19 protein-coding genes, 1 tRNA gene and 1 pseudogene are annotated in these 23,865 nt (G+C 68.5%); 11 read left to right on the top strand and 10 right to left on the bottom strand.

The annotated features are described in order from the left end of the window. Positions 1–2 precede the first annotated feature (2 nt). Positions 3–1,349: a cytochrome P450 gene (locus tag Q8Q77_RS09475; RefSeq protein ID WP_305583330.1), complete on the bottom strand. Its 1,347-nt coding sequence runs from the start codon at positions 1,347–1,349 to the stop codon at positions 3–5. A 178-nt stretch (positions 1,350–1,527) separates the two neighbouring features. Between Q8Q77_RS09475 and Q8Q77_RS09470 the strand changes: the two genes are divergently transcribed. After that, positions 1,528–2,451, top strand: coding sequence for a phytanoyl-CoA dioxygenase family protein (locus Q8Q77_RS09470; RefSeq protein ID WP_305583329.1), 924 nt, complete (start codon positions 1,528–1,530; stop codon positions 2,449–2,451). A 44-nt stretch (positions 2,452–2,495) separates the two neighbouring features. Here the strand turns inward: Q8Q77_RS09470 and Q8Q77_RS09465 are convergent, their stop codons facing one another. After that, positions 2,496–3,008 (bottom strand): RcnB family protein, encoded by a 513-nt coding sequence (locus tag Q8Q77_RS09465; protein ID WP_305583328.1) that lies wholly within the window; start codon positions 3,006–3,008, stop codon positions 2,496–2,498. 126 nt (positions 3,009–3,134) lie between these two features. On the opposite strand from Q8Q77_RS09465, the gene Q8Q77_RS09460 reads away from it, so the two are divergent. Both Q8Q77_RS09460 and Q8Q77_RS09455 read left to right on the top strand, forming a co-directional pair. Next, positions 3,135–3,668, top strand: coding sequence for a GNAT family N-acetyltransferase (locus tag Q8Q77_RS09460; protein ID WP_305583327.1), 534 nt, complete (start codon positions 3,135–3,137; stop codon positions 3,666–3,668). Positions 3,669–3,888: 220 nt separating this feature from the next. Further along, positions 3,889–4,158 (top strand): sel1 repeat family protein, encoded by a 270-nt coding sequence (locus Q8Q77_RS09455; RefSeq protein ID WP_305583326.1) that lies wholly within the window; start codon positions 3,889–3,891, stop codon positions 4,156–4,158. 52 nt (positions 4,159–4,210) lie between these two features. Here the strand turns inward: Q8Q77_RS09455 and Q8Q77_RS09450 are convergent, their stop codons facing one another. Continuing rightward, positions 4,211–4,882 (bottom strand): polysaccharide biosynthesis/export family protein, encoded by a 672-nt coding sequence (locus Q8Q77_RS09450; protein WP_371130437.1) that lies wholly within the window; start codon positions 4,880–4,882, stop codon positions 4,211–4,213. Positions 4,883–5,132: 250 nt separating this feature from the next. Here Q8Q77_RS09450 and Q8Q77_RS09445 point away from each other — a divergent pair, with 250 nt between their 5' ends. Next, positions 5,133–6,554, top strand: a complete 1,422-nt coding sequence (locus tag Q8Q77_RS09445; protein WP_305583325.1) for a lipopolysaccharide biosynthesis protein — start codon at positions 5,133–5,135, stop codon at positions 6,552–6,554. Positions 6,555–6,621: 67 nt separating this feature from the next. After that, on the top strand, positions 6,622–7,323 hold the full coding sequence (locus Q8Q77_RS09440; protein ID WP_305583324.1) for a sugar kinase: 702 nt from the start codon (positions 6,622–6,624) through the stop codon (positions 7,321–7,323). Between the two features lie 52 nt (positions 7,324–7,375). On the opposite strand, the gene Q8Q77_RS09435 is transcribed toward Q8Q77_RS09440, so the two are convergent. Genes Q8Q77_RS09435 through Q8Q77_RS09425 form a run of 3 tightly spaced genes read right to left on the bottom strand, consistent with a single transcriptional unit; the run spans position 7,376 to position 11,266 of the window. Continuing rightward, on the bottom strand, positions 7,376–8,305 hold the full coding sequence (locus Q8Q77_RS09435) for a glycosyltransferase family 2 protein (RefSeq protein WP_305583323.1): 930 nt from the start codon (positions 8,303–8,305) through the stop codon (positions 7,376–7,378). Beyond that, a complete protein-coding gene (locus Q8Q77_RS09430) occupies positions 8,302–9,738 on the bottom strand; it encodes a lipopolysaccharide biosynthesis protein (protein ID WP_305583322.1) in 1,437 nt (478 codons plus the stop codon). Before Q8Q77_RS09430 ends, Q8Q77_RS09435 begins: the two co-directional genes overlap by 4 nt. Before the next feature lie 16 nt (positions 9,739–9,754). After that, complete coding sequence (locus tag Q8Q77_RS09425; RefSeq protein WP_305583321.1) at positions 9,755–11,266, bottom strand: exopolysaccharide biosynthesis polyprenyl glycosylphosphotransferase; 1,512 nt, start codon at positions 11,264–11,266, stop codon at positions 9,755–9,757. 909 nt (positions 11,267–12,175) lie between these two features. Between Q8Q77_RS09425 and Q8Q77_RS20710 the strand changes: the two are divergent. Further along, positions 12,176–12,289 (top strand): annotated as a pseudogene (locus Q8Q77_RS20710) (PEPxxWA-CTERM sorting domain-containing protein); the annotation flags it as partial. A 63-nt stretch (positions 12,290–12,352) separates the two neighbouring features. Here Q8Q77_RS20710 and Q8Q77_RS09415 read toward each other — a convergent pair. Both Q8Q77_RS09415 and Q8Q77_RS09410 read right to left on the bottom strand, forming a co-directional pair. Continuing rightward, positions 12,353–12,589 carry a hypothetical protein gene (locus Q8Q77_RS09415; RefSeq protein WP_305583319.1) on the bottom strand — a complete coding sequence of 79 codons (237 nt, stop codon included), beginning with the start codon at positions 12,587–12,589 and terminating at the stop codon, positions 12,353–12,355. A gap of 149 nt (positions 12,590–12,738) precedes the next feature. Continuing rightward, positions 12,739–15,294: a S8 family serine peptidase gene (locus Q8Q77_RS09410; protein ID WP_305583318.1), complete on the bottom strand. Its 2,556-nt coding sequence runs from the start codon at positions 15,292–15,294 to the stop codon at positions 12,739–12,741. A gap of 472 nt (positions 15,295–15,766) precedes the next feature. On the opposite strand from Q8Q77_RS09410, the gene Q8Q77_RS09405 reads away from it, so the two are divergent. Next, positions 15,767–15,856: transfer RNA gene (locus tag Q8Q77_RS09405), tRNA-Ser, on the top strand. A gap of 51 nt (positions 15,857–15,907) precedes the next feature. Here Q8Q77_RS09405 and Q8Q77_RS09400 read toward each other — a convergent pair. Both Q8Q77_RS09400 and Q8Q77_RS09395 read right to left on the bottom strand, forming a co-directional pair. Next, on the bottom strand, positions 15,908–16,570 hold the full coding sequence (locus Q8Q77_RS09400; RefSeq protein ID WP_305583317.1) for a peroxiredoxin: 663 nt from the start codon (positions 16,568–16,570) through the stop codon (positions 15,908–15,910). Positions 16,571–16,649: 79 nt separating this feature from the next. Then, the gene (locus Q8Q77_RS09395) at positions 16,650–17,261 is read right to left on the bottom strand and encodes a TetR/AcrR family transcriptional regulator (protein ID WP_305583316.1); all 612 of its coding nucleotides are present in this window, start codon (positions 17,259–17,261) and stop codon (positions 16,650–16,652) included. Positions 17,262–17,407: 146 nt separating this feature from the next. Between Q8Q77_RS09395 and Q8Q77_RS09390 the strand changes: the two genes are divergently transcribed. The 4 genes from Q8Q77_RS09390 (at position 17,408) to Q8Q77_RS09375 (ending at position 23,706) form a co-directional block, all read left to right on the top strand. After that, entirely contained in the window at positions 17,408–18,622 is a 1,215-nt protein-coding gene (locus Q8Q77_RS09390; protein WP_305583315.1) for an efflux RND transporter periplasmic adaptor subunit, read from the top strand. Positions 18,623–18,654: 32 nt separating this feature from the next. Then, a complete protein-coding gene (locus tag Q8Q77_RS09385; RefSeq protein WP_305583314.1) occupies positions 18,655–21,825 on the top strand; it encodes an efflux RND transporter permease subunit in 3,171 nt (1,056 codons plus the stop codon). Further along, a complete protein-coding gene (locus Q8Q77_RS09380) occupies positions 21,822–23,219 on the top strand; it encodes an efflux transporter outer membrane subunit (protein ID WP_305583313.1) in 1,398 nt (465 codons plus the stop codon). Before Q8Q77_RS09385 ends, Q8Q77_RS09380 begins: the two co-directional genes overlap by 4 nt. A 97-nt stretch (positions 23,220–23,316) precedes the next feature. Further along, entirely contained in the window at positions 23,317–23,706 is a 390-nt protein-coding gene (locus Q8Q77_RS09375) for a hypothetical protein (RefSeq protein ID WP_305583312.1), read from the top strand. Positions 23,707–23,865: the final 159 nt, after the last annotated feature.

The raw sequence follows: 23,865 nt of genomic DNA, 5'->3' as shown, positions 1-23,865 counted from the left end.
GCTCAGCCTTCCGCCGTGAATTCCACACCCAACTGCCGCACCGCGTGGACGAAGTTGTTCGGGGCGATGTCGAGCTCGCCGCTCCAGCGGATGTCGGGGAAGCGGGCCAGGATCTGGCGGTAGGCTTCCTCGAGCTGGATCTGCGCCACGCGCTTGCCGATGCACACGTGGGGGCCGTAGCCGAAGGCGATGTGCTTGTCTGCGTTGGGCCGGCCGACGTCGAGACGGTCGGGATCGGCGAACACCGCCACGTCGCGGTTGGCCGCGCCGTAGTACATGATCACCTTCTCGCCCTCGCCGATCATCTGGCCGCCCAGCTCGACGTCGCGGGTCGCGGTGCGGCGCATGTAGATCACCGGGCTCACCATGCGGATGAACTCGTTGGCCGCGTTGGGCAGCAGGGACGGATCGGCGATCAGGCGGGCCTTCTGGTCGGGAAACTCGGTCAGCAGCTTCATGGCGCCCGAGAGCGTGTTGCGGGTGGTGTCGTTGCCCGCGAAGACGATCAGCAGCCATGAGCCGTCGAGGTACTCGTCCGACAGCAGCTCCCCGTCGACTTGGGCGCGGGCGATGGCCGACATCAGGTCAGGCCGCGGATCGGCGCGGCGCTTGTGCAGCATGGTGCGGCCGTACTCGAACATCTCCGAGACATTGGCGTTGAAGGCGTCGATGAAGGCCTGGACCTCCGGCGGCAGGTTGGCCATGTCGATCGGACCGTCGCCTGGAGACTGCTCGCGCGCCAGGTTCTGGGCCATCTCCAGGAAGTGCATCCAGCCCAGGAACTTCGGCCGGTCGGCGTCGGGCACGCCCAGGATCTCACACAGGGTGTAGAGCGGCAGGTGGGCCGAGAAGTTCGCCACCAGGTCGCAGCGGCCCTTCCGGGCCATGTCGTCCAGCAGCCGGGTCACCTCGGCCGACACCCGGTCGGTCAGGCCGCGCAGATAGGACGGGGTGAAATACGGCATGTGCTCGCGGCGCAGGGCCATGTGCGTCGCGCCGTCGAGGTTGATCATGGCGTCGAGGCTGGCGCGGTGAAGCTGGCCATGGCGGGCTTCGGGCCCGCCGTAGCCCATCAGGATGCCGCCGCGCTGGGACGAGTAGGTGGCGGGATCGCTGTCCACCGCCATGACGTCGGCGTGGCGGGTCACGGCCCAGAAGCCCGGACCGCCCATGGGCTCGGGGTGCCACATGACCGGCGCGTCGCGGCGCAGCCGGGCGTAATCGCCGAAAGGCTGTCCGGAGGTGAAGCGTCGGGCGTCGGCGAGGTCCACGCCGCCCAGCGGCGGATAGGCCATCGGGTGCGCGGGGCCGGGGCGGCCGTCCACATAGGTTTCGCTGATGAGATCCACGTCGGTGCTCCTGGCGTCTCGACACCAGGAGGATATCGCGTTCTGGGGCGACCGAAAGCCTGACCCCACGGCGCCCTGCCGCCAGGGGAGGATGTCGCCACCCCAACCGGACGCCCGCTGTGATTGCAACGTTCGCCGCCGGTTGCTAACCATGCCGTGTGTCGGACGGGATGGCGTGATGTTTGGATTTGGCGGCGGCGGGCCCTCGAAGCGCGAGCTCTGGCTGGATCGGCCTGACGCCCTGGATCTCCTCGCCAAAGCCCGCGCACCGGCCGACTTCAAAGTCGCGGCCCGGGACCTGATCGTCGATGGCTTCGCCATCGTGCGCAGAGCCATCGCGCCCGAGCTCTGCCAGCGGGTGATCGCCGACTACTATCGCTACGCCGAGGAAAACGCCGCCTATGTGGCGCAGAACCTGGACGAGGCCGGTCGGGAGAAGCGCCTGGTCAATTTCCACCTCTGGTCCGAGGCGGAGATGCGGGTGATCTCAGATCGCCGGATGATGAGGCTGCTGGACTTTCTGTTCGGCGAGAAGACCTGCGTCTACTCCACGCTCACCTTCAAGTACGGCACGCAGCAGCCGATTCATCGGGATACGCCGCACTTCGTCACCTGGCCAAAGAGCCGGTTCTTCGGGGTCTGGACGGCGCTGGAGGATGTCCACGAGGACGCCGGGCCGCTGATGTACGTAAAGGGCGGCCATCGGTTCGAGATGGAGCACGAGCGCGACATCTACCGCCGGGTCCAGGAGAACCGGCAGGACATGAGCTATCAGGAGCAGATCGTCCATGCCCTGGACCTCTACAACGGCATCGTCATCCACCACAGCCCAGGCGCCGGGGAGGTGGTGACCGCTCCGATCAATCGCGGCGACGTGGCGATCTGGCATCCGCAACTGCCCCATGGCGGCTCGCCGGCGCGCGATCCGTCACGCTCGCGCTGGAGCGTTGTGCACCACGCCGCGCCTGAGGCGGTGCAGCTTCACATGATGGAGCAGTTCTTCACCCACGACGGCCCGCAACCGCCGGCGCCGCGCTACGATTTCGCGCGCAAGGCCCATGGCCGCAAGGTCGCCGCCTCGGGCGTCACGGCCTACATGTAGGCGCGAAGAAGGCCCCCGGCGTCGCCGCGGGGCCCTCTCGCCAGCTAGTTGTTGGCGATGATGTCGAAGATGATGCCGCTGGCGATGGCGGCCAGCAGGTAGTCGTCGCCGACCCGGTACCAGGCGTAGCCATAAGGCGGCTGGCGCAGGTGGTAGCGGTGATAGTCGTCCACCACATAGGTCCGGTAGTACGGCGGCAGGCTGGAGCCCCGGCGCCAGGCGGCGTAGCCCGGACGATAGTAGGGGTTGCCGTAATAGGCCTGCGGCGGCGGGCCGTAGTACCAGCGGTTGTTGTAGTAGTAGCCGTTGTGGCGGCCGCGATCCCAACCGCCGCGGCGATCGTCGCGATAGTCCTCGCGGCGATCCCAGCGGTCTTCGCGGCGATCTCGGCGGCCGCCGTCGTGACGATCATCCCGACGGTCCTCGCGGCGGTCCCAGCGGTCTTCCCGATGATCGCGACGGCCGCGGTTGTCATCGGCATAGGCCGAGGTGGCGCTGGCGGCGATGGGGCCGGCGACCGCCGCAGCGACCGCGAGGCTCAAGATCAGGCGTTTCATGTCCATGCCCTCCTGTCGGGCTTAGATGTCTCAGGCGCTCAGCCTGGTCGGCGCCTCCTGAACTTGACCTGAACGGGACTGTCAGCTTGACGGTTACGACCGCAACGCCTGACGAGGGACGGAACCATGCTCACGAGCCGCTTGGCGACGGAAGAAGACCTGCCGGCCTTGCGCGATCTGATGGCGCTGGCGATCGGAGAACTGCAGCGGAGCTTCCTGAGCCCGGCCGAGATCGTCGCCAGCCGCGCGGTCATGGGCGTGGACACCCAACTCGTCGTCGATCGGACCTATTTCATCATCGAGGAAGACGGCGTCCTGGCCGGCTGCGGCGGCTGGAGCCGTCGCGCCACCCTCTATGGCGGCGATCACAGCGCCGACCTGCGCGACGCGGCCCTGCTGGATCCCGCCCGCGACGCCGCCCGTGTGCGGGCCATGTACACCCACCCTGACTTCGCGCGGCGCGGGGTAGGGCGCATGATCCTGGGGCTGTGCGAGGCCGCGGCCCTGGCCGAGGGGTACGGCCGCGCCGAACTGATGGCCACCCTGGCGGGAGAGCCGCTCTACAAGGCCTGCGGATTCACCGAGATCGAGCGCACTGGCTCCGCGCCTGTCGACGGCGTCGTCGTACCCCTTGTGCGGATGGGCAAGACGCTCGAATGAGCCCGTTTCTGGGCGCGGCGGTCGGCTAGTCGACTTAAGGTTCCGGATACGGAACTTTCCCATAAGTAAAAGCTGCGAATAGTGCGGAAGACCGCGGCAGAATCTCGCAGCGCCGGTAATTAACCCTATGTTTAGCGCGGATCGACTTTCCTACGTCTCAGGATGATCGGATGCGGTTCCAGAATGGAATCGGACCGGTCTGGGAGAGGGAAACGAACTCATGCTTGCGAGCGTGGAAAGCACCGAAGGCCTGCCGCTGCCAAGCGCGGACGCCTCGGGCGACGAATTGTTCAAGATGGGACTGCTCTATTCGACCGGCCAAGGCGGCGCGCCGCTGGACTACGTGTCGGCCCACATGCTGTTCAACTTGGCGGCCATGCGCGGCTCGGTCGAAGCCAAGGTCTATCGCAAGGAACTGAGCCAGGAGATGGCCTCCGACGAGGTCGCCGAGGCCCAACGCCAGGCGCGGGAATGGCTCGCCCACGGCTGAGGCCGCGGGCGTTGCGCAATCAGCCGGCGGGCGGTCCCGTCGGCGTCACGGTCTACTGGATGACCCGGTCGCCCAGCGCGTAGTTGAATCCGAACTGCACCGGCGACAGGTCGCGGAAATACTGCTGCAGGAACAGCGAGGCCTCGGCCACACCGCTGCGCGGCACATAGACGATATCGAACCGGCGTAAGGGCACCACGTCGGAATCGCCGTTCTTCAGACCCCTCAGCAGATCGGCCCGCCGCATCATGGCCCGGCCGTCCGGGCCGCGACGGATGATGATCACCTTGCTGCGGTCGGCGCTGGTCTTGAAGTCGCCGGCCTGGATCACCGCGCGCAGGGCGTCGGAATCACCTGTCAGGTCGAACACGCCGGGTGTTCCCACCTCGCCGCCGACGAACACCTTCAACGGGGCCGCCCGGGCGATCACGTCGACCTGGGGTCGCAGGAGCTGGCCGGAATAGGCCTCCGTCAGGGTCGTCTGCAACTCGCCGATGGTGCGGTCGGCGGCCATCACCGTGGAGATCAGGGGCAGAGCGATGCGTCCGTCCGGCTGTACCGTCACCGTCTTGTTGAGCTCGGGCGCCGAGGGGAGCGAGATCTCGATCTCGTCGCCGGGATAGAACCGGTAGTCGGGCTCGTAGTCGCTCCAGTCGGCGTAGGGGATGTCGCTGAAGCCGCGCCCCTGCGGGACCGGGTCGCCGCGCGGTCCCAGCAGGTCCATCCGCGGGATGGCCGGCATGGCGCATCCGCCGAGCACGAGGCCGGCGGCGACGATCAGGGTGAGCGCGGTGGGCGTGCTGGAGCGCATGTCCGGAAGGTTAAGGAGAATGGGTAACGGAGTGTTAATCGCGCCCCGCCACGGTCCAACCAGAGGGTGAGATCAGGATTCTATGGCCGCGCCGGGCGCTTGGACAGCTAGGACGCACGACGTACCGCCGCGGGGCGACTGGGCCGCGCGGCCGCGCTATGCCGTGTCGGACTTCGCCACACTGCTGTGGCGCGAGCGCTACCTGATGGCGGCGATCTTCCTGATTCTCTTCATCCTGGGGGTCGGCGCGGCCCTCACCATGAAAACCACCTATCCGGCGCAATCCAGCGTCCTGGTCCGCCTGGGCCAGGAATATGTCTACGAACCCCGCGCCGGCGACGCCGGCCGCGGCGCGGTGCTGGACTCCGACCAGGTGATCCAGTCGGAAACCGCCATCCTCGGGGCCAGCCAGCTCAAGTTGCGCGTGGTCGAGAAGCTGGGCCTGTCGCGCACCTATCCCAAGCTGGCGGCCAAATACGCCGCTGCCGGGCCCGCGGAGAAGCGCAAGATTATGAGCTCGGCGGTGCGCAGCATCGAGTCGAGCATGAAGATCGAGACCGCGCCCCAGACCCCGATCATCCGGGTCAGCTTCACCCACGAGGATCCGGAGGCCGCCGCCCTGATCCTTAACACCCTGCTCGAAGAGTACCTGATCTACCGCCGCGCGGTGCTGTCGGACCCCAATTCGCCGGCCCTGGAGCAGCAGCGCCGCAATTTCGAGAACCGCCTGGGCCAGGCCGACGCGGCCTATGAGGACTTCCTCAACAACAACCGCATCGGCGACTTCGTGGCTGAGAAGGCCTCGCTGTCTCAGCTCCAGGCCCAGATCGAGCAGCAGAAGTACCAGACCGACGCCCAGCTGCAGGACCGCATCGGCCGGCTCGCCACCCTGTCCAGCCAGTTCGGCCAGATCGCCCCCGAGGTCGGGCTCTATCGCGACGTCTCCAGCGCGCCAGGCGAGAAGCTTGTCGCCCTGAAGATCCAGCGCGAAGACCTGTTGTCGCGCTATCGCGCCGACGCCCGGCCGGTGCAGGAGCTGGACGCCCAGATCGCCCAGCTCGAGGCCGGTATCGCCGCGGGCCGCACCCTGGCGGAGGGCGCGCGCCGCTTCGGGGTCAATCCGGTCTACCAGACCGTCCAGACCGAGAAGATCCAGCTCACCGCCGAGGTCAACGCCCTGCGCCAGTCGCAGGCCGAGTTGATCTCGCAGATCGAACAGGTGACCCAGCGGCGGCTGAAGTTCGCCGAGCTGGAGCCCAAGTTCCAGGAACTGTCCCTCGACCGCGACGTCCTGCAGGCCAATGTCCGCGACTTCTCGGTCAAGGAAGAGCAGAGCCGCGCGGCTCAGGAGATCGCCTCGCGGACCAACGACAACATCCGCATCGTCGCGCGCGCCACGCCGCCCACCAAGGGCAAGAGCCTGCGCAAGCCGGCGATCATCCTGGCCTTCCTGTTCGCGGGCTTCACCGCGCTCAGCGCTGGCCTGCTGCGGATGTTCCTGCGCCCGGGCCTGCCGACCGCCCAGTCGGCCTCGCGCACCCTGGACCTCCCCATCCTGGCCCAGGCGCCCCTGAAAGCCCGATAGAGCCCGTGGTATGTTCAGCCCGGGTTTGGGTTAGCCTCGACGGATCACGCGTGCGGCGATTCGAGACATGTTGGACCTGACCGCAGAGATGGCCGAACTCTGGGCGTCGCTTGGCGCGCCGGCGGCTGGCCGTGCGCGCGTGGTCCAGATCGTGGCCGCGCGCCGTGGCGAAGGCGCTTCAACGGTCGCCCGCGAACTGGCGCTGCACGCGGCCAAGCGGGCCGGGCGCTCGGTCTGGCTGGTGGACCTCGATCTCCTGGCCTCGCCCCAGCACGCGGCGATCGCCGAGGCCTCGGAGCGCTACGGCAAGCTGGGCGAACCCGCCGCCGCCAGCCCCGACAACTCAATCTTCTTCACGGTCCAACCACCCCTGCGCCAGGCCGACGGCCAGGCCTGGCCCAACTCGCGCTATCTGGTGGCTCACCGGGTGGGCGCGGCGCGGTTCTGGGTCACCCGGTTCCGGCGCGACGTGTTGAAGGGCGGCCAGACGGTCCACGTCCTGCCCACGGGCGACTATTGGAACGCGCTGCGCAAGTTCGCCGACGTGATCATCGTCGACGCCCCCTCGCCGGAACGCTCGCAGGCGGCGCTCACCGTCGCGCCGTTCATGGACCAGACCGTGCTGGTGGTGGCCGCCGACGAGGCCGACGTGCGCGCCCCGGCGAAGCTGCGGGACGCGATCAACGGGGCGGGGGGCAATGTCGCGGGCCTGTTCTTCAACCGCGGCACGGTCGAGCGCCCAGGCTTCCTGAAGGCGATCCTGCCTTGAGAGTGGCGCGCGACGGGCGCCGAAACCGGCGGCCACTTTCGGCTGTCGCGCGCTAGACAGCCTCGACGTAGAGCGCCGCCCGGTAGAGCCGCATGGCGAAGGCGCGGGTCTTGACCGGCGCGCCCTCGATCAAGGCGTAGAGCTTGAGCGCCGGGCGCCACAGGCCGCGCAGGGGGGCGTATTTCAGCACCTTGGCGACCTTGTAGCTGGGATAGGTGGCGACCACCGCCGGGTGGGCGGCGACCACGCGGGCGAAATTGGCCGCCGACTGCTCATACTTGGCGGCCATGACCGGGGCGGTGTCGAGGCCGAGGTGCGTTGCGGTGTTGTCCACGTGCAGGATCGGCCAGCGGCGGGCCACTCGCATGCCCCACTCCACGTCCTCCCAGCCCCAGCCGGCGAAGCCCTCGTCGAACGCCTCGTCCTCGAAGACGTCGCGGCGGACCAGCAGGTTGGAGGTGAAGACGTGCTTGGCCGGATTGCGCGCCCGGCAGTCGGCCGTCAGGCAGTCGGCGTGCGACGCCATGGCTCGGTGCAGCGCGTGGCCCGGGTGTGGTGGGGCCTGGTGCAGGGAGAAGCCGCCGAAGGCCACCGGCGGGTCCTGGCGAGCGACAACGTCGAGCCAGTCGCGCAGGAAGTGGCGGCCGTCGGGCAGCATGTCGCTGTCGAGGAACAAGAAACGCGGGGCCCGGGCATGGGCGACCAGGCGGTTGCGGCCCTTGGCGCGGCCCTCGTTGTGGGCCAGCCGCACGAAACGGGCAGGGAAGGGCAGGGCGCAGATCGCCTCGGCGACGCGCGCGGCCAGGTCTCCGTCGCCGGTGCCGTCGTCCAGGATCACCAGTTCGACGCCGCAGGCCTCGCGGCCCAGCGCCGCCAGCAGGGGCGTGGGGTCGTCGCCCTTGAAGGGGATTAGGATCGACAGGATCGCGCCGCCGGCGGACCAGGCGGCGTTGTCGTCCACGATGGCGGCCTGCTGGGTCATGCGGCGCTCCGGGCGCGCAGGAAGCTCTGGGCGCGGCTGCGGAGCTGGCCGGTGTCCAGCAGGAAGATGATCACGCCATAGGTGGCGCCGCCCGCGGCGGCCTTCAGGGCCAGCTCGGGGAACCCGCCGAGCTCGGGGATGGCGCTGACCGCCAGGGCCATGACCGCGGCGGCGGCCAGGGCCTCGCCGATCACGCGCCAGGGCAGGGGCAGGGGCATGACCTTGCGGGCCATGGCGATGGCGACGACGACGCCCAGGGCGTAGCTGATCACCGTCGACCACAGCGCGCCCTCGATTCCCAGCCTGGGGATCAGCAGCAGGTTGAGGCCGAGATTGGCCAGGGCCGGGGCCAGCATGGCCCACAGAGCCAGGCCGCTGCGCCGGCCCAGCACGAAGGCTTCCGAGAAGTAGTAGGTGTTCAGGCCCGCCAGCAGTCCGCCCAGCGCGATCAGGGGCGTGACCTGGGCCGCGCCCGCGGCCATCGCCGGACCGATCATCAGCTCGGCCAGGGGACGGGCCACCAGGGCAAGACCGACGGCGGCCGGCAGGGTGAGCAGCAGCATCACCGAGAACTGTTCGCCCGCCGCGTTCGCCAGGGCCTCGCGCCCCCCGCGCTCCAGGGCCATGACCATGGCCGGGGCGCCGGCCGCACCCAGCCAGATGAAGGCCACGTCCAGGGTGCGGTTCGAGAGGCTGTAGCCGGCGTGGTAGACGGCCACCGCCTCGCCATCGAGGAAGGCGGCCAGCAGGAAGCGGTCGGTGGTCGAGAGCACCACGGTCAGCAGCAGCGATGCCGCCAGGGGCAGGCCGTAGGCGACGTGCTCGCGCAGCCGGGCCGGCTCGTAGCGGCCGCCCTGGGCCTTGGCGAGTTCGTGCCGCGCGCACACGGCCACGGCGATGAGGGAGGCGAGACCAAAGCCGATCAGCGGCGCCGCGCCGCCGAGGCCGGCATAGGCGAGCGCCGCGCCGAAACCGAAGCCGCCCAGGGTCTGGATCAGTTCGAGCTTCGCCGATCCGCCGACCTCGCCGGCCGCGCGGCGACGCTCTTGGCCCAGTTTGGCGAAGGTGCGCGGGATCAGAGCCAGCAGGCCCGCGATCACGGCGAGCTTGAGGGACGGGCTCATAGGCCACAGAGCGGCGGCCAGCACCGCCAGCGGAATGACCGCCAGCAGGCCCAGCCAGGCGCGATGGACGGTCGCTGCGTGGTCCGCGCCGCCGTTGCGATGGGATTCCCCGGCCCAGAAGCGGCCGACCGCCGCTTCGTTCCAGGTGAAGATCGCCGTGTGCGCCAGGGTCATCACCGACAGGCCCAGCGCATAGTCGCCGAACTGGCCCGGCGTCAGGACCCGGGTGAAGAGAACGATGGTGAGCAGGCCGACCAGGCCCTGCACCACATTGACCGGCAAGTAGCCGAACACGCCGCGCCAGAACATCGCCCTGGCCCTCCCGCTACCGAACGGTCTCGGAGTCGCCCAGCAGGCAGGGCACGGTCATCATCATGATGTAGAGGTCCAGCCAGAAGGACTGGCGCTCGATATATTCCACGTCCAGCGAGACGCGCTGCTTGACCAGGTCGGGGGTGTCGATCGCGCCGCGCGAGCCATGGATGGCGGCCCAGCCGGTCATGCCGGGCTTCATGCGGTGGCGGTGGGCGTATTCGGCGACCAGGCGGGCGCTCTCGACGTCGCCGGTCTTCATGCCGATGGCGTGGGGGCGGGGGCCGACCAGGGACATCTCGCCCATCAGCACGTTGAACAGCTGCGGCAGCTCGTCGAGGCTGGTCTTGCGGATGAAGCGGCCTACCCGGGTGACGCGGTCGTCGTCGGCGCTGATCTGGCGCGCGGCCTTGGCGTCGGCGGCTTCCACCCGCATGGAGCGAAACTTCCAGACCACGATCTCTTCGTTGTTAAAGCCGTGGCGGCGCTGGCGGAACAGGGCCGGGCCCGGGCTATCCATGCGCACGGCGGCGGCCACGAACAGCATCAGCGGGCCGAACACGGCCAGGGCGACCGTGCCGATGATCAGGTCCTGCACGCGCTTGGCGAGCGCCTTGCCGTGGTCGACCTGGGCGCCGGAAATGCGGGTCAGAGGCAGGTCGGCGATCCGGCCGATAGCGACAGCTTCCTCCGCTGCGCCGTCGCGGTCGAGCAGCAGGGTGATCTCGTTGGGCAGGACCTCGAGGCGGGCCATCAGGGCCCGCACCCGGTCGCGGGCGCCCGAGGGCACGGTGACCACGATCCGGTCTACATAGGGCATGATCCGGTGGTCGAGCAGGGTCTGGGTGTCGCCCAGCACCGGAACGTCGCGCACGCGCTTGGGCGAGCGGGCGGCGCGGTCGTCGAAAATGCCGAGGACATTGGCCTCGCGGTTCTTCAGCATGGCGCCAATCAGGCGCTCGGCGGCGCCGGTGGCCCCGACGATGACGATATTTGGGGTCAGGCGGCCATTGGCGCGCCAGCGCCGCACGCTCAGCCACCAGGCGGCGTGGGTCAGGGCCATGGCCAGGACGGCCAGCGGCGTCCAGAGGCCCAGAGCCGCCGACAGGATCGGCATGGACATGAAGGGGGCGGCGGCGGCGAAGCAGGCCGCCGTGCCGACGGCCACGGCCACCGTGACGCGGGTCAGGTGCTGGGCCAGGTCCTCACCGCGGCCCAGGCGATAGGTGTCGAAGAGCTGCAGGCCGATGAAAGCCGCCAGCCCGGCCGCGCCGTGGAAAGGCGAGACACCCGCCGCGCCGGCCAGGGCCTGGGCCACCAGCGCCGCGCCGATCAGGGCCAGGCCGTCGCCGGCCTGGAAGAAGCGGGTGAGCATCCGGCCCGACAGGCGGGTGCGGGTCGGCGACAGGCGCTCGGGCCGCAACGGGCCGCGACGCTCGCCCCAGATGTCGTCGGCCGGGCCGATGGTGTCATCGACAGGCTCGTCGGGGATGGGCGTGCGCTCGAGTTTGACGGCGGAGGGCATGGAGTTCCAGGCGATGCGGCGGGGTCGAGCGACAGCTTGCCACACCGGGCCTCTGCGACCGGTTAACGCTGAACGCTGTTAGCCGACGCTCAGGACCCAACACATCAGGGCGAACGACCCTGCGAGCAGGAGGGCCAGGAACAGGCGCGTGGGCGTAAGTCCCGGATCGGGCGGCTTGGAGGGCGATTCATAGATGACCGGTGGTCGTGCCATGGCGCTAAGCTAACGGAGTTCGGTAAACAAGTTATCCGCAATTTCCCAATCTTTTCACGCGCATAGCGTGTGGTTCGGGGCGCTTGGCGGGCGGGAAAGCGGCGAAATTGGGGCGATGTGGCCCAAGGCTTGCGAGGGCCCTGGGGTCATTGCCAAAGGAATCCCCTGATGAAACAGTTCGCCCTTCTCCTGGCCGGTGCCGTCCTCGTCGCCGCGCAACCCGCCGCCGCCGCCGTCACCCAGATCGTCAATCCCGACCTGGCCTACACCTCGTCCACGACCCTGCTGCCGATCACCGCCGCCGACTTCGCGCCGGTCTCCAGCGTGACCGACGGCGTCTTCACGGTCACCTTCAACCCCGGCCAGGCCCGCACCGTCGGCAGCGGCTGGGCGACCTGGGGCTCGCCGCCCGACACCGAGGGTTCGACCCCGAAGATCGTCTACACGAGCGGTCAGACCTCGATCACCTTCCTGTCCAGCGGCCCGATGTCGGTGTTCGGCTTCGAAGCCGAGGGCAACCCCTTCGACTTCCGTAACTTCACTGTCGACTACTATCTCGGCGGCGTCCTGCAGGGCTCGATCAGCCGCTCGATCAGCGGCAACGCCGGCGCCCGCCTGCTCGCCGCCTCCGGCACGTTCGACAAGGCCGTCGTGAGCTCGGACGTGGACTTCGCGTTCGCCCAGGTTCGCTACAGCCTCGGCTCGGCGGTTCCGGAACCGGCCACCTGGGCCATGATGATCGTCGGCTTCGGCGCGGTCGGCGGCGCGGTGCGCAACGCCCGCCGTCGTCAGACCCTGGCCTTCGCCTAAGGCCGATCCTTCCTCGAACTGACACGCCGCCGGTCATCGACCGGCGGCGTTTTCTTGTCCGTATCAGACCTCGAAGCGGCTGGGTTCCTGGCCATCGGCCGCCACCACCCAGATCCCCGGCGCCTCGCAGGCATGGAGCTCGCAGTCCCGGTACCAGGCCACGTCGCGCGTGGCGTCGCAGTCCATCAGGATCGCGTCCTCGCCCAATTCGACGAACAGGCGGGCGATCTCCTCGATCGAGGCGTCGATCTTGAGCGCCGAACGTCCCGCGCCGGCCAGTTCGTCGAGCCGCGCGTTCAACCTGGCGCTCAATCCCTGCGTCGAAGCCGATGCCATCCCACTCGCGCGCCCACTCGATCCAGGGGCGCGATTGTCGCCGTGCGGGGGAGTCGAGGCAATCCCGCGGACCGGTCCGAGATCTCAAATCGCCGCGTCGCCCGGCTTCCGTCTCAAACGAACAGAAAGTCGCTCGAGCTCAGACTGGCGCCGTTGGTGATGACCACCAGTCCGATCAGTTCGTCCCGGCTACCAAGCACGTGGTCGCCGTTGGTGTCGAAGTAGATTCCGACGCCGGATCCCAAGGAGGTGGTGGTGGGGCCCGTCAGGTACTGGCCCGATGATCCTGCCAGTTGGATCTTGTCGACCCCCTTTGTGAAGTCCTGGATGAAGGCATAGTCGTTCGTGCCCACGTTGTTGACCTTGCCGTCGTCGTAGAACCGGCCGCGTCCCGAGGCCCCAAGCACAAACATGTCGGCGCCGCCGCCGCCGGTCATCCTGTCGATGTCGCCCTTTCCGACGTCCGAGCCGGTCTGAGGGACGCCCCAGATCTTGTCGGTCCAGTCGGTCCCGATCCGGATATCGCTGGTGGTGGTTCCGTAGATGACATTGGCGGGACGTATGTTCAGGCTGAAGATGTCCGACAGCGCACCCTGGTTTCCCGCGGAATCTTCCACGGCGGTGCGCCAGGAGTGAACCCCGGCGCCCAGCGCCGTCGTCTCCTGGAACTGCCATCCATCGGCGGAGACCGTCGCTGTCCCCACCACCGCGCCGTCGCGGTAGACGACGATCTTCTCGCCCACCTCGAGGCCGGCCGAAAGCGAGCCCTGCAGCCGAGGCGTGGTGTCGTCCGTGTCGCCCGCGGTCAACTGGCCCGTCGCCGGCTCCTCGCTGTCGTAGGCCGATGTGACGGCCGCGGTTTTGAGGGGCGCGATCGTGTCGATGGTCAAGGCGTAGGCGTCTGACGCGGCGACCTGGCTGTTCGCGCTGTCGAGAATTCGAGCGACCCAGGTGTAGGCGCCGTCGCCGAGACCAGGCTGGTCCAGGCTCCACCCGGTCGCCGAGACCGACGTCGGCGCGAACGCCGTCCCGTTCCGCTCGATGACCAGCGTCTGCCCCGTTTCCAGCGCCTTCGAGAGCGACCCGCTCAGTGTGAAGTTGTTGTCATTGGTCGTGGCGCCGGAAACCAGAGCGCCGGTCTTGGGCGCGACGTCGTCCACCGCGGGAGAGATCGTCACGCTCGGCGCAGGCGGACCGCTCGGCGTGATCGCCAGCATCTTGGTGATGTCCAGGCGCCCGTCGGAGACCACCTTGTCGAGCAGGGACGCGGTCGGCGTGACCGACTGCAGGAGCGCGGTCCTGATCGCATCGGCGCCGACGGCCGGTCCGTACACGGCCGAGTACAGGAGCAGGGCGCCGGTCACATGGGGTGTGGCCATCGACGTGCCGCTCTTGAGGCCGTACCCGCCACCGGGGATCGTGGAATTGATGGAAGAGCCGGGCGCGCCCAGGTCGACGCTCAGCGGGCCATAGTTCGAGAAGGACGACAGGGCGCCCGTGCTGGTGATGGACGCGACCGCGACCACGGCCTCATATCCCGCGGTCGACAGGGTCGAATAGCTCGCTGGATAGAAGGGCGAGCTGTCCAGGTTGTAGCCCCGCCCGAGGGTGTCCCCGTTCCCGGCCGCGGCGACAAAGAGGATGTCCTGTTGCGCGCCACGGGTGATTGCATCCAGCAGGAGCTGCGAAAAGCCACCGCCACCCCAGCTATTGTTGCTGGCCACGAAATCGACGCCGCCGCCTGCCGCCGCTGCGGTCGTGAGGTAGTCCAGAGCCTTGATGGCGTTCGCGCTCGAGCCACTGCCGGAGGCGTCGAGGAACTTGAGCCCCATGACCTGGGCGGACCAGTTCACACCCGCCACGCCAACGGCGTTACCGCCGATCGCGGCGATGGTGCCCGAGACGTGGGTCCCGTGGCTGTTGTCGTCGTAGGGGTCGTTGTCGTTGTTGACGAAGTCCCAGCCGATCAGGTCGTCCTTGTAGCCATTGGCGTCGTCGTCGAGGTTGTTCTCCCAACGCGCGTCGTTGAGCAGGTCGCCCGCATCGATGCGGCCATTCGCGTTCAGGTCCGATACGTGGCCGCCGTTGGCCCCGTTGTTCAGGTCGCGAAAGGTGATCAGGCCGTCGGAGTCGGTATCCACTAGGAGGCTTTTCAGACCGACGGGGATCTCGCGCGGATTGAGCCAGACGTTCAGGTAGAGGTCAGCGTGAGTGTAGTCGATTCCAGTGTCGATCACTCCCGCGCCCGCCGAGGTCTTACCCGTGTGACCGAGGGCCCAGGCCTCCGCGGCCTGGCTGCCGAAGGTGTTGGCCGGCGCCGTCTGGTCGCCGTACATGCCCCACAGGCTGCCGTTCAGGTACGCCGGATCGTTGCTGGTCGCCTGGATCGTATAGACCCAATTCGGTTCAGCCAGTTTTACCCCCGGCATGTGGGACAAGATGTCCACGGCCTTTTCCGGGTCCAGTCCCGGCGGCAGGAGCGCTCGGGCAAGCTGGCCCTCGCCACTGGCCGACCTCAGGAATTCCGAGATCTGGACGCCAGTGCCGGCCAGCGCCGTGGCGATGCCCGCCGCGCCAAGTCCCGGCGTAAACTGGATCAGTATCTCATCGGCGGTGAACAGCGCCGGACCGCCTGCCGCCGGCGGTCCGCCTGAATCTGGCAATGCCATGTTCGCACTCCCTAGCCGCCACCACGGCCCACGCCGCTATGGACCAGTGAACACTTTGCCAGCAGAATTTCGATCTGTCTCATGGTATTCGCGCTACAACTGTAAGTGTTCGACCGCATCAAGCTAGAGAAGGGAGCTCAAAATTAGGGATAATTAGAGAAGGCGAATCATTCAGGCGCGCGGTTGCGCCCAATTTTCTAAACAGGCACAGATAGAACCTTTCGGCCTCACCTTGTCTCCCCGCCGCGAGGCCGACCTGACAGGTCAGGGCCCGGCAGGCCTTGCGACTTCATCCCCGAGGGCGCCAGGAGCTTCGCGGTCGTCTCCCCTGGACGCCCACCCGATCGTGGCGGTTGCTCAGGGACGTGGCTTTGGGTATGGAGGGCGTCCCATTCGGAAGGGTTTGCGAACCCGACCGTAAACCGGTTGAAGACAGCCGCGGGGTCGGGAGAAAACCCGAGCCAAATCAAATGGTGACGTGGCCGAGTGGCTGAAGGCAACGGTTTGCTAAATCGTCATACGTGAAAGCGTATCCAGGGTTCGAATCCCTGCGTCACCGCCATCCTGCTTCGCGCAATGCGCAGTTCGCCGCTGTCCAACGCCGCGGCGCAGGTCAGGCGCCGGGCTGCGGCACGACTCGGATATAGGGCTTCACCGCCGTCCAACCGCCCGGGAAACGCTCGCGCGCCTCGTCGTCGCTGACCGACGGGACGATGATCACGTCCTCGCCGTGCTTCCAGTTAGCGGGGGTGGCGACCTTGTGCTGCGCGGTGAGCTGGCAAGAATCCAGCAGCCGCAGCACCTCGTCGAAGTTGCGGCCCGAGCTCATCGGATAGACCAGCATCGCCTTGATCAGCTTGTCGGGCCCAATGATGTAGACGCAGCGCACGGTCTGGTTGTTAGCCGCCGTCCGCCCCTGGGCGGTGGTTCCGGCGTCGGCGGGCAACATGTCGTAGAGCTTGGCCACCGCCAGATCGCTGTCGCCGATGATCGGATAGTTGACGCTGTAGCCGGTGGCCTCGGCGATGTCGGCGAGCCAGCGTTCGTGGTCGCTGACCGGGTCCACGGACAGGCCGATGACCTTGCAGTTGCGTTTGGCGAATTCCGGTTGGAGCTTGGCCAGGTAGCCCAGCTCAGTCGTGCAGACCGGCGTGAAGTCCTTCGGGTGCGAGAACAGGATGCACCAGGAGTCTCCGAGCCAGTCATGGAAACGGATCCGGCCTTCGGTGGTGTCGGCTTGGAAGTCCGGGGCGAGATCACTGATACGCAATGACATGCGTGCCTCCCTCGTTTGGAACGGTCCGAGGTTAGCATGATCGGCCCGGTGCTTCCACGCCGCCGGGGCGATCGGCGCATCAATCCCGATGGTCGAGATGCTCGCGGATCAGGGCGCGAGCGGTCCTGGCCAGGGTCTTGACCGGGCCCTCGCTGGTCAGGGTCACGCGGGCCATGTAGGCGCCTTCCAGCAGCAGCATCAGGCCGTCGCCCAGCTCGTCGTCGGGCGCGCCGGCGGCGCGGGCCATCTCGACCAGGCGGCGAAGGGTTTCACGCTTGTACTCGTCGGCGACGACGCGGGCAGGGTGGTCGGCCTCGTGGAGTTCGACGGCGGCGTTGCAGATCGCGCAGCCGTACTCCTCCTCGGTCTGGGCCTTCTCGGCGAAGGCGGCGAACAGGCCTTCCAGCTTCTCGCGGGGAGTCTCGAAGCGGGCGACGACCTCGTCCCACCAGATCCAACCCTCGCGGGACTGCTCGCGCAGCACCTCGGCGACCAGCTCATCTTTGGAGGGGAAGTTGCGGTAGAGGCTCATCTTGGTGGCGCCGGCCTCCGCGGCGATGGCCTCGACGCCGACGGCGCGGATGCCCCGGCGATAGAACATGTCTCGCGCGGTCTCGAAGATCCGGTCGCGGGCGGGTCTGCGCGACTTCGCCTCCGAGATGTCCGCAGTTTCAGAGACTCTCCCCGACATTTTCATTTTCCTTGCATTGACGTGAGAGCGACCGGTCAGTATCTAAATACGAACGTTACCGACCGGTACCGTCACATCACCCTAAAAACATTACCTGCTCGGCGCGTCAAGCGCGGCAGACGCGTCACTTTGGCCGGAGCTCCCCCATGTCCGCGCAATCCTTTGCTTCGATCGGCGCCGTGCTCGCCGCCGCCCTGCTCATTTCAGGCTGCGGGGCCGCCGCCCAGCAGACCTCCGCCGAACCCCCGCCGCCCCAGGTGTCCGCCGCCCCGGTGGTGTTCAAGAACCTGCGGCAATGGGACGAGTTCACCGGCCGGCTGGAGCCAGTCGACACCGTCCAGGTCCGGCCCCGGGTCGGCGGCTACATCAACTCGGTGCAGTTCACGGAAGGCGCCCAGGTCCGCAAGGGCCAGGTGCTGTTCCAGATCGACCCGCGGCCGTTCCAGGCCGAGGTGGCCCGGTTGAGCGCCGAGGCCGACGCCGGCCGCGCCAAGCTGGAGCTCGCTAGCGCCAATCGCCAGCGCGGCGAACGCCTGGTCGAGCAGAACGCCCTGGCCCGCAGTGAGTTCGAGCGCCTGATCTCGGAGGAGAAGGCGACTCGCGCCGCCCTGGAGGCCGCCTCGGCCTCGCTGAGCGCCGCCAAGCTGAACCTGGAGTTCACCCGGATCACCTCGCCCATCGACGGGCGGGTCTCCCGCGCGGCGATCACCCCCGGCAACCTGGTGACCAGCGCCGACCTGCTCACCACCGTGGTCTCGGAAAACCCGATCTACGCCTCGTTCAACACCGACGAGCAGACCTATCTGAAATACGCGGCGGCCACCCGTGGCCGTCCCGCGCCGGTGTTCATGGGGCTGATGACCGAGGAGGGCTATCCCCACGAGGGCCGTCTGGTCTTCGTCGACAACGCCATGGACGCGGCCAGCGGCACCATCAACGGCCGGGCGCTGTTCACCAATCGCGACGGTCGGTTCACCGCAGGCCTGTTCGCCCGGGTGCGGCTGGTCAGCGAGGCCGCCGAGTCCGTCGCCCTGGCGCCGGACCGGGCGGTGGGCGCCGACCTCGGCAAGCGGTTCGTGCTGGTCGTGGGTCCGAAGAACGTCGCCGAGTACCGGACCGTCACCCTGGGCCCCAAGGTCGGCGACCTGCGGATCATCCGCACGGGCCTCAAGCCCGGCGACGTGATCGTGGTCGGCGGCGGCCAGCGGGTGAAGCCCGGCATGACCGTGGCCCCGACCCGGGTGGCCTTCAAGCTCCCGACCGCGGCCCTCGCCCAGGTCGAGGTCGCCCCGACGCGGACGGCGCAGGCGCCATCCTCCATCCAGACGGCGCAAATCACGACGCCCGTCCGCGCCAACTGAGGCCGGCCTAGGGCCGCCAGGAAATCATTCGAATGAATTTCTCCACGTTCTTCGTGGACAGGCCGCGCTTCGCCGCGGTCCTGTCCATCCTCATCTTCGTGGCCGGCCTCCTGGCCCTGCCGCGCCTGCCGATCAGCGAATATCCCGAGGTCGTGCCGCCCACCGTGGTGGTCCGCGCGGTGTTCCCCGGCGCCAATCCGGGTGTCATCGCCGAGACCGTGGCCTCGCCGCTGGAGCAGTCGCTGAACGGCGTCGAGGGCATGCTCTACCAGTCGTCCCAGGCCACCGCCGACGGCGTCATGACGCTCACCGTCACCTTCGCCCTGGGCTCCGACCTCGATAAGGCCCAGGTCCAGGTGCAGAACCGGGTGGCCCAGGTGCTGCCCAAGCTGCCCCAGGAGGTGCAGCGGGCCGGGGTGACCACCACCAAGGCCTCGCCCGACCTGACCATGGTCGTGCACCTGATCTCGCCGGATAAGCGCTACGACATGCTCTACCTGTCCAACTACGCGCAGTTGCGCGTGAAGGACCGGCTGGCGCGGATCGAGGGCGTCGGCGACGTGCAGATGTTCGGATCGGGTCCCTACGCCATGCGCGTCTGGCTGGATCCGGAGAAGGTGGCGGCCCGCTCGCTCACCGCCGGCGACGTCCTGCGCGCCATCCGCGAGCAGAACGTCCAAGTGGCCGCCGGCCAGCTCGGCGCGCCGCCCGCGCCCGGCGCCGCCGACTTCCAGGTGGCGATCAACGCCCAGGGCCGCCTGACCGACGAGGACGACTTCCGGAACATCATCATCCGCACGGGGCAGGGGGGCGAGATCACCCGCCTGGGCGACGTGGCGCGGATCGAGCTGGGCTCGTCCAGCTACGCCCTGCGCTCGCTGCTGGACAACCAGCCCGCCGTGGCCCTGCCCATCTTCCAGCGGCCGGGCTCCAATGCGCTCGACATCTCAACCGACGTGCGCGCCGCCATGGCCGACCTCAAGAAGGAGTTCCCGCAGGGGGTCGACTACAAGATCGTCTACGACCCCACCGTCTTCGTGCGCGGCTCGATCGACGCGGTGACCCACACGCTCATCGAGGCCATCCTGCTGGTGGTCATCGTGGTGGTGCTGTTCCTGCAGAGCTGGCGCGCTTCGGTGATCCCGCTGATCGCCGTGCCGGTGTCGCTGATCGGCGCCTTCGCGGTGATGCACGTGATGGGCTTCGGCCTGAACACGCTGACCCTGTTCGGCCTGGTCCTGGCCATCGGGGTGGTGGTCGACGACGCCATCGTGGTGGTTGAGAACGTCGAGCGGAACATCGCGGGCGGGCTCGCCCCGGACGCCGCGGCCCGCAAGGCCATGAGCGAGGTGACCGGCCCAATCGTCTCCACCGCGCTTGTCCTCTGCGCCGTCTTCATCCCAACCGCCTTCATCAGCGGCCTGTCGGGGCAGTTCTACCGCCAGTTCGCGCTCACCATCGCCATCTCGACGATCATCTCAGCCTTCAATTCGCTGACCCTGTCGCCGGCCCTGGCGGCCAAGCTGCTGCGCCCGCACGGCGCGCCCAAGGACCGGTTCCAGCAGCTGATCGACCTGGCCTTCGGTTGGGTGTTCGGGCCGTTCAACCGGTTCTTCGCCAAGTCCTCCAACGGCTATGTCGCAGGGGTCGGCAAGATCCTGGGCAAGCCCACGGCGGCCCTGGCCGTCTATGGCGTGTTGGTCCTGCTGACCGCCATGGCCTTCATGAAGACCCCCACCGGCTTCATCCCGCCGCAGGACAAGCAGTACCTGGTGGCCGCCGCCCAGCTTCCGGACGCGGCCTCCCTCGATCGCACGGAAGCGGTGATCCGCCAGATGACGGACATCGCCCTGAGGACGCCCGGGGTCGAAAGCGCCGTGGCCTTCCCGGGCCTGTCGATCAACGGTTTCACCAATAGCCCGAACGCCGGGATCATCTTCGTGACCCTCGACCCCTTCGAGCAGCGGCGGGGAAAGGCATTGTCCGCCAATGCTCTGGCCGGTGAGCTGAACGCCAAGTTCGGCGCCATCGAGGACGGCAATGTCGCCGTCTTCCCGCCGCCGCCGGTCATGGGCCTCGGCACCATCGGCGGCTTCAAGATCCAGATCGAGGACCAGGCCGGCCTCGGCGCGGAAGAGCTCTACGCCCAGACCCAGAACCTGATCGCCAAGAGCGCCAAGGAGCCGTCGCTGGCGGGCCTGTTCTCCGGCTTCCAGATCAATGTCCCGCAGATCACCGCCGACATCGACCGGGAAAAGGCCCGCGCCGCCGGCTTCTCGCTAAGCGAACTATTCGAGACCATGCAGGTCTATCTGGGTTCCGTCTATGTGAACGATTTCAATATCTTCGGGCGGACCTATGAGGTCGACGTCCAGGCCGACCAGAAGCACCGACTGGAGCCGGAAGACGTCCTGCGCCTGCAGACCCGCAACGCCGAGGGCCAGATGGCGCCGCTGGGGGCCTTCGTGACCCTGAGGCAGACCACCGGCCCCGACCGGGTGACCCACTATAACGGCATGCTCTCGGCCGAGATCAACGGCGGGGCCGCGCCCGGCTACTCGTCGGGCCAGGCCGAGGCGGCCATGGAGAAGCTCGCCAAGTCTGAACTGCCCAACGGTATGGGCTACGAATGGACCGACCTGACCTACCAGCAGATTCTGGCGGGCAATACGGCGGTGTTCGTCTTCCCGCTCTGCGTCCTGTTGGCCTTCCTGGTGCTGGCCGCCCAGTACGAAAGCTGGAGCCTGCCCCTGGTGGTGATCCTGATCGTGCCCATGACCCTGCTGTCGGCCCTGGCCGGGGTGGCGCTCACGGGCGGGGACAACAACATCTTCACCCAGATCGGGCTGATCGTGCTGGTGGGGCTGGCGTGCAAGAACGCCATCCTGATCGTCGAGTTCGCCAGGGACGGGGAGGCGCACGGGGTTCCAACCTGGGACGCGGTGCTGGAGGCCTGCCGCCTGCGGCTGCGGCCGATCCTGATGACCTCGCTGGCCTTCATCATGGGGGTGGCCCCGCTGGTCTTCTCCCACGGCGCGGGGGCCGAGATGCGCCACGCCATGGGGGTGGCGGTGTTCTCCGGTATGCTGGGGGTGACCTTCTTCGGCCTGCTGCTGACCCCGGTCTTCTACCTGCTGGTGCGGCGCTTCACCCGTCGCGCCACCACGGCGGCGGCGATCGAGAACGCGGAGGTCCGCCCATGATTGCTCTTCGTCACGCGACTCCGCTGGTCCTGGCGCTCAGCCTGGCGGCCTGCGCCGTGGGTCCGAAGTACGAGACACCGGCCACGCCACCGGCGGTGTTCCACAACGCCGATCCGACCGCCTTCGCCGCGGCCAACCCCGAGGCGGCCTGGTGGCGGCAATTCGAGGACCCTATCCTCGACGAGCTGATCGCCAAGGCGCTGTCGGCCAACCTCGACCTGCGGATCGCGGTGGCGCGGGTGGCCGAGGCCCGCGCGCTGTTCACCGATGCGCGGCTGGAGCAACTGCCGCGCGCCACAGTCGGGGCCCGGGAGACCGTCAGCAAGCAGCAGCCGGGTTCCGGCGAAGTCCGTGTTGACAGCGAGACCTATCAACTGGGCTTCGACGCGGCCTGGGAGCTCGACCTGTTCGGCCGGGTGCGCCACGGCGTTGACGCCGCCAAGGCTGAGAAAGGCGCGGCCGAGGCCGACCTGCGCGACGCACAGGTCACCGTCGCCGCCGAGGTCGCGCGGACCTATTTCGAGCTGCGCGGCGCCCAGACGCGGCTGGCGGTTGCCCGCCGCAACCTGGACACCCAGTGCGACACCGTGCGCATCACCCAAGTGCGCTTCGACGTCGGCCGCAGCGATCCCATCGACGTGGCCAGCGCCCAGGCCCGCCTCAGCGCCGTCGAGGCCACGATTCCGGCGCTGGTGACCTCCGAACGCCAGGCAGCCCACCGGCTGGCGGTGCTGGTCGGCCAGCGACCGGGCGCGCTGGAGGCCGTTCTGGTTCCCCGCGAGGCCCCGCCCAAGCCCCGCGCGCGCCAGATCGCCATCGGGGAGGCCTCCGACCTGCTGCGTCGCCGCCCCGACGTCCAGGCGGCCGAGCGTCGGCTGGCGGCGGAAACCGCGCGGACCGGGGTGGCCGCGGCCGACCTCTTCCCGCGGGTTCGGATCACCGGCTTCGTCGGCTTCCTGGCCGGCGATCTCTCGGCGCTCGGCGAGGGCGCAAGCCGGGCCTGGTCGGTGACCCCGGCGGTGAGCTGGCCGGGCCTGGACCTGGGCGGCGCCCGCGCCCGGCTGCGGGCTCAGGAGGCGCGCAACGGCGCGAGTCTGGCGGTCTACGACCGCACCGTCCTGCGCACCCTGGAGGACGTGGAGAACGCCCTGGTCGCCTATGGCCAGCGCCAAGCCCAGCTTCGCAGCCTCACCGACCAGGCCTCGGCCTCGCGGCGGGCGGCGGAACTGGCGCGCGTGCGCTACCAGGAGGGGGTCATCGACTTCCTGGTGCTGCTCGACGCCGAGCGGACCCTGCTGGCCGCCGAGGACGCGGTCAGCGTGGCCGAGACGGCGGCCAACACCGACGTGGCGGCGGTCTACAAGGCGCTCGGCGGCGGGTGGCCGACGACATGAGCGCCATTACCTGAGGCGTAATCGACCCTGGGCGGGGCGATCGGCATTTTCGGCTCACGCCTGGGACGCCCCCGGGCCCAAGCCAAGGGAGCCACCCATGATCGCCTCGTCCCAATTCCTTCGCCGCGCCTTCGCCGCCGACTCCGTCGCCAGCGGGGCGGTCGGCGTCCTGCTCGCCTTCGGCGGCGCGACGCTCGAGAGCCTCACCGGCCTGCAGGCCGCGCTAACTGAGCCGGCCGGTTACTTCCTCATCGCCTACGCGGCCTTCGTCGGTTTCCTGGGCGCGCGCGCCAGCCTGCCAGGCGCGGTGGTCTGGCTGGTGATCGTCGGCAACGCCATCTGGGCGCTGGAGAGCCTGATGCTGCTGGCGCTCGGCTGGGCCCAGCCCACGGCGCTGGGCTACGCCTTCGTCATCGGCCAGGCCCTGGCGGTCGCCGCCTTCGCCGAGCTCCAGTTCATGGGCCTGCGCCGCTCGGCCCGCGCATAACGGTTACTCCCCTCGAAAGGCAGGGCTATCGCATATGCGGCGGAGCTTAGATGCTCCCCCTCTGGGGGAGCTGGCCCGAAGGGCCTGAGGGGGACTTTGACTCCTGCTCAGACCGGTCGAACCTCCGTTGAAGGGCATTTTAGTCCCCCTCACCCGGCC

Origin of the sequence: Phenylobacterium sp. (assembly GCF_030698145.1) — a bacterium.
Classification (GTDB): Bacteria; Pseudomonadota; Alphaproteobacteria; order Caulobacterales; family Caulobacteraceae; genus Phenylobacterium.
The sequence above is the reverse complement of the archived record's forward strand: the minus strand, read 5'-3'. Positions and strand labels throughout refer to the sequence as shown.

Excerpts from the sequence above, each read along its gene's own strand:
- Q8Q77_RS09470 (WP_305583329.1), top strand. The coding sequence starts at position 1,528 with ATGTTTGGATTTGGCGGCGGCGGGCCCTCGAAGCGCGAGCTCTGGCTG.
- Q8Q77_RS09465 (WP_305583328.1), bottom strand. The coding sequence starts at position 3,008 with ATGAAACGCCTGATCTTGAGCCTCGCGGTCGCTGCGGCGGTCGCCGGC.
- Q8Q77_RS09460 (WP_305583327.1), top strand. The coding sequence starts at position 3,135 with ATGCTCACGAGCCGCTTGGCGACGGAAGAAGACCTGCCGGCCTTGCGC.
- Q8Q77_RS09455 (WP_305583326.1), top strand. The coding sequence starts at position 3,889 with ATGCTTGCGAGCGTGGAAAGCACCGAAGGCCTGCCGCTGCCAAGCGCG.
- Q8Q77_RS09450 (WP_371130437.1), bottom strand. The coding sequence starts at position 4,882 with ATGGACCTGCTGGGACCGCGCGGCGACCCGGTCCCGCAGGGGCGCGGC.
- Q8Q77_RS09440 (WP_305583324.1), top strand. The coding sequence starts at position 6,622 with ATGTTGGACCTGACCGCAGAGATGGCCGAACTCTGGGCGTCGCTTGGC.
- Q8Q77_RS09435 (WP_305583323.1), bottom strand. The coding sequence starts at position 8,305 with ATGACCCAGCAGGCCGCCATCGTGGACGACAACGCCGCCTGGTCCGCC.
- Q8Q77_RS09430 (WP_305583322.1), bottom strand. The coding sequence starts at position 9,738 with ATGTTCTGGCGCGGCGTGTTCGGCTACTTGCCGGTCAATGTGGTGCAG.
- Q8Q77_RS09425 (WP_305583321.1), bottom strand. The coding sequence starts at position 11,266 with ATGCCCTCCGCCGTCAAACTCGAGCGCACGCCCATCCCCGACGAGCCT.
- Q8Q77_RS09410 (WP_305583318.1), bottom strand. The coding sequence starts at position 15,294 with ATGGCATTGCCAGATTCAGGCGGACCGCCGGCGGCAGGCGGTCCGGCG.
- Q8Q77_RS09400 (WP_305583317.1), bottom strand. The coding sequence starts at position 16,570 with ATGTCATTGCGTATCAGTGATCTCGCCCCGGACTTCCAAGCCGACACC.
- Q8Q77_RS09395 (WP_305583316.1), bottom strand. The coding sequence starts at position 17,261 with ATGTCGGGGAGAGTCTCTGAAACTGCGGACATCTCGGAGGCGAAGTCG.
- Q8Q77_RS09390 (WP_305583315.1), top strand. The coding sequence starts at position 17,408 with ATGTCCGCGCAATCCTTTGCTTCGATCGGCGCCGTGCTCGCCGCCGCC.
- Q8Q77_RS09385 (WP_305583314.1), top strand. The coding sequence starts at position 18,655 with ATGAATTTCTCCACGTTCTTCGTGGACAGGCCGCGCTTCGCCGCGGTC.
- Q8Q77_RS09380 (WP_305583313.1), top strand. The coding sequence starts at position 21,822 with ATGATTGCTCTTCGTCACGCGACTCCGCTGGTCCTGGCGCTCAGCCTG.
- Q8Q77_RS09375 (WP_305583312.1), top strand. The coding sequence starts at position 23,317 with ATGATCGCCTCGTCCCAATTCCTTCGCCGCGCCTTCGCCGCCGACTCC.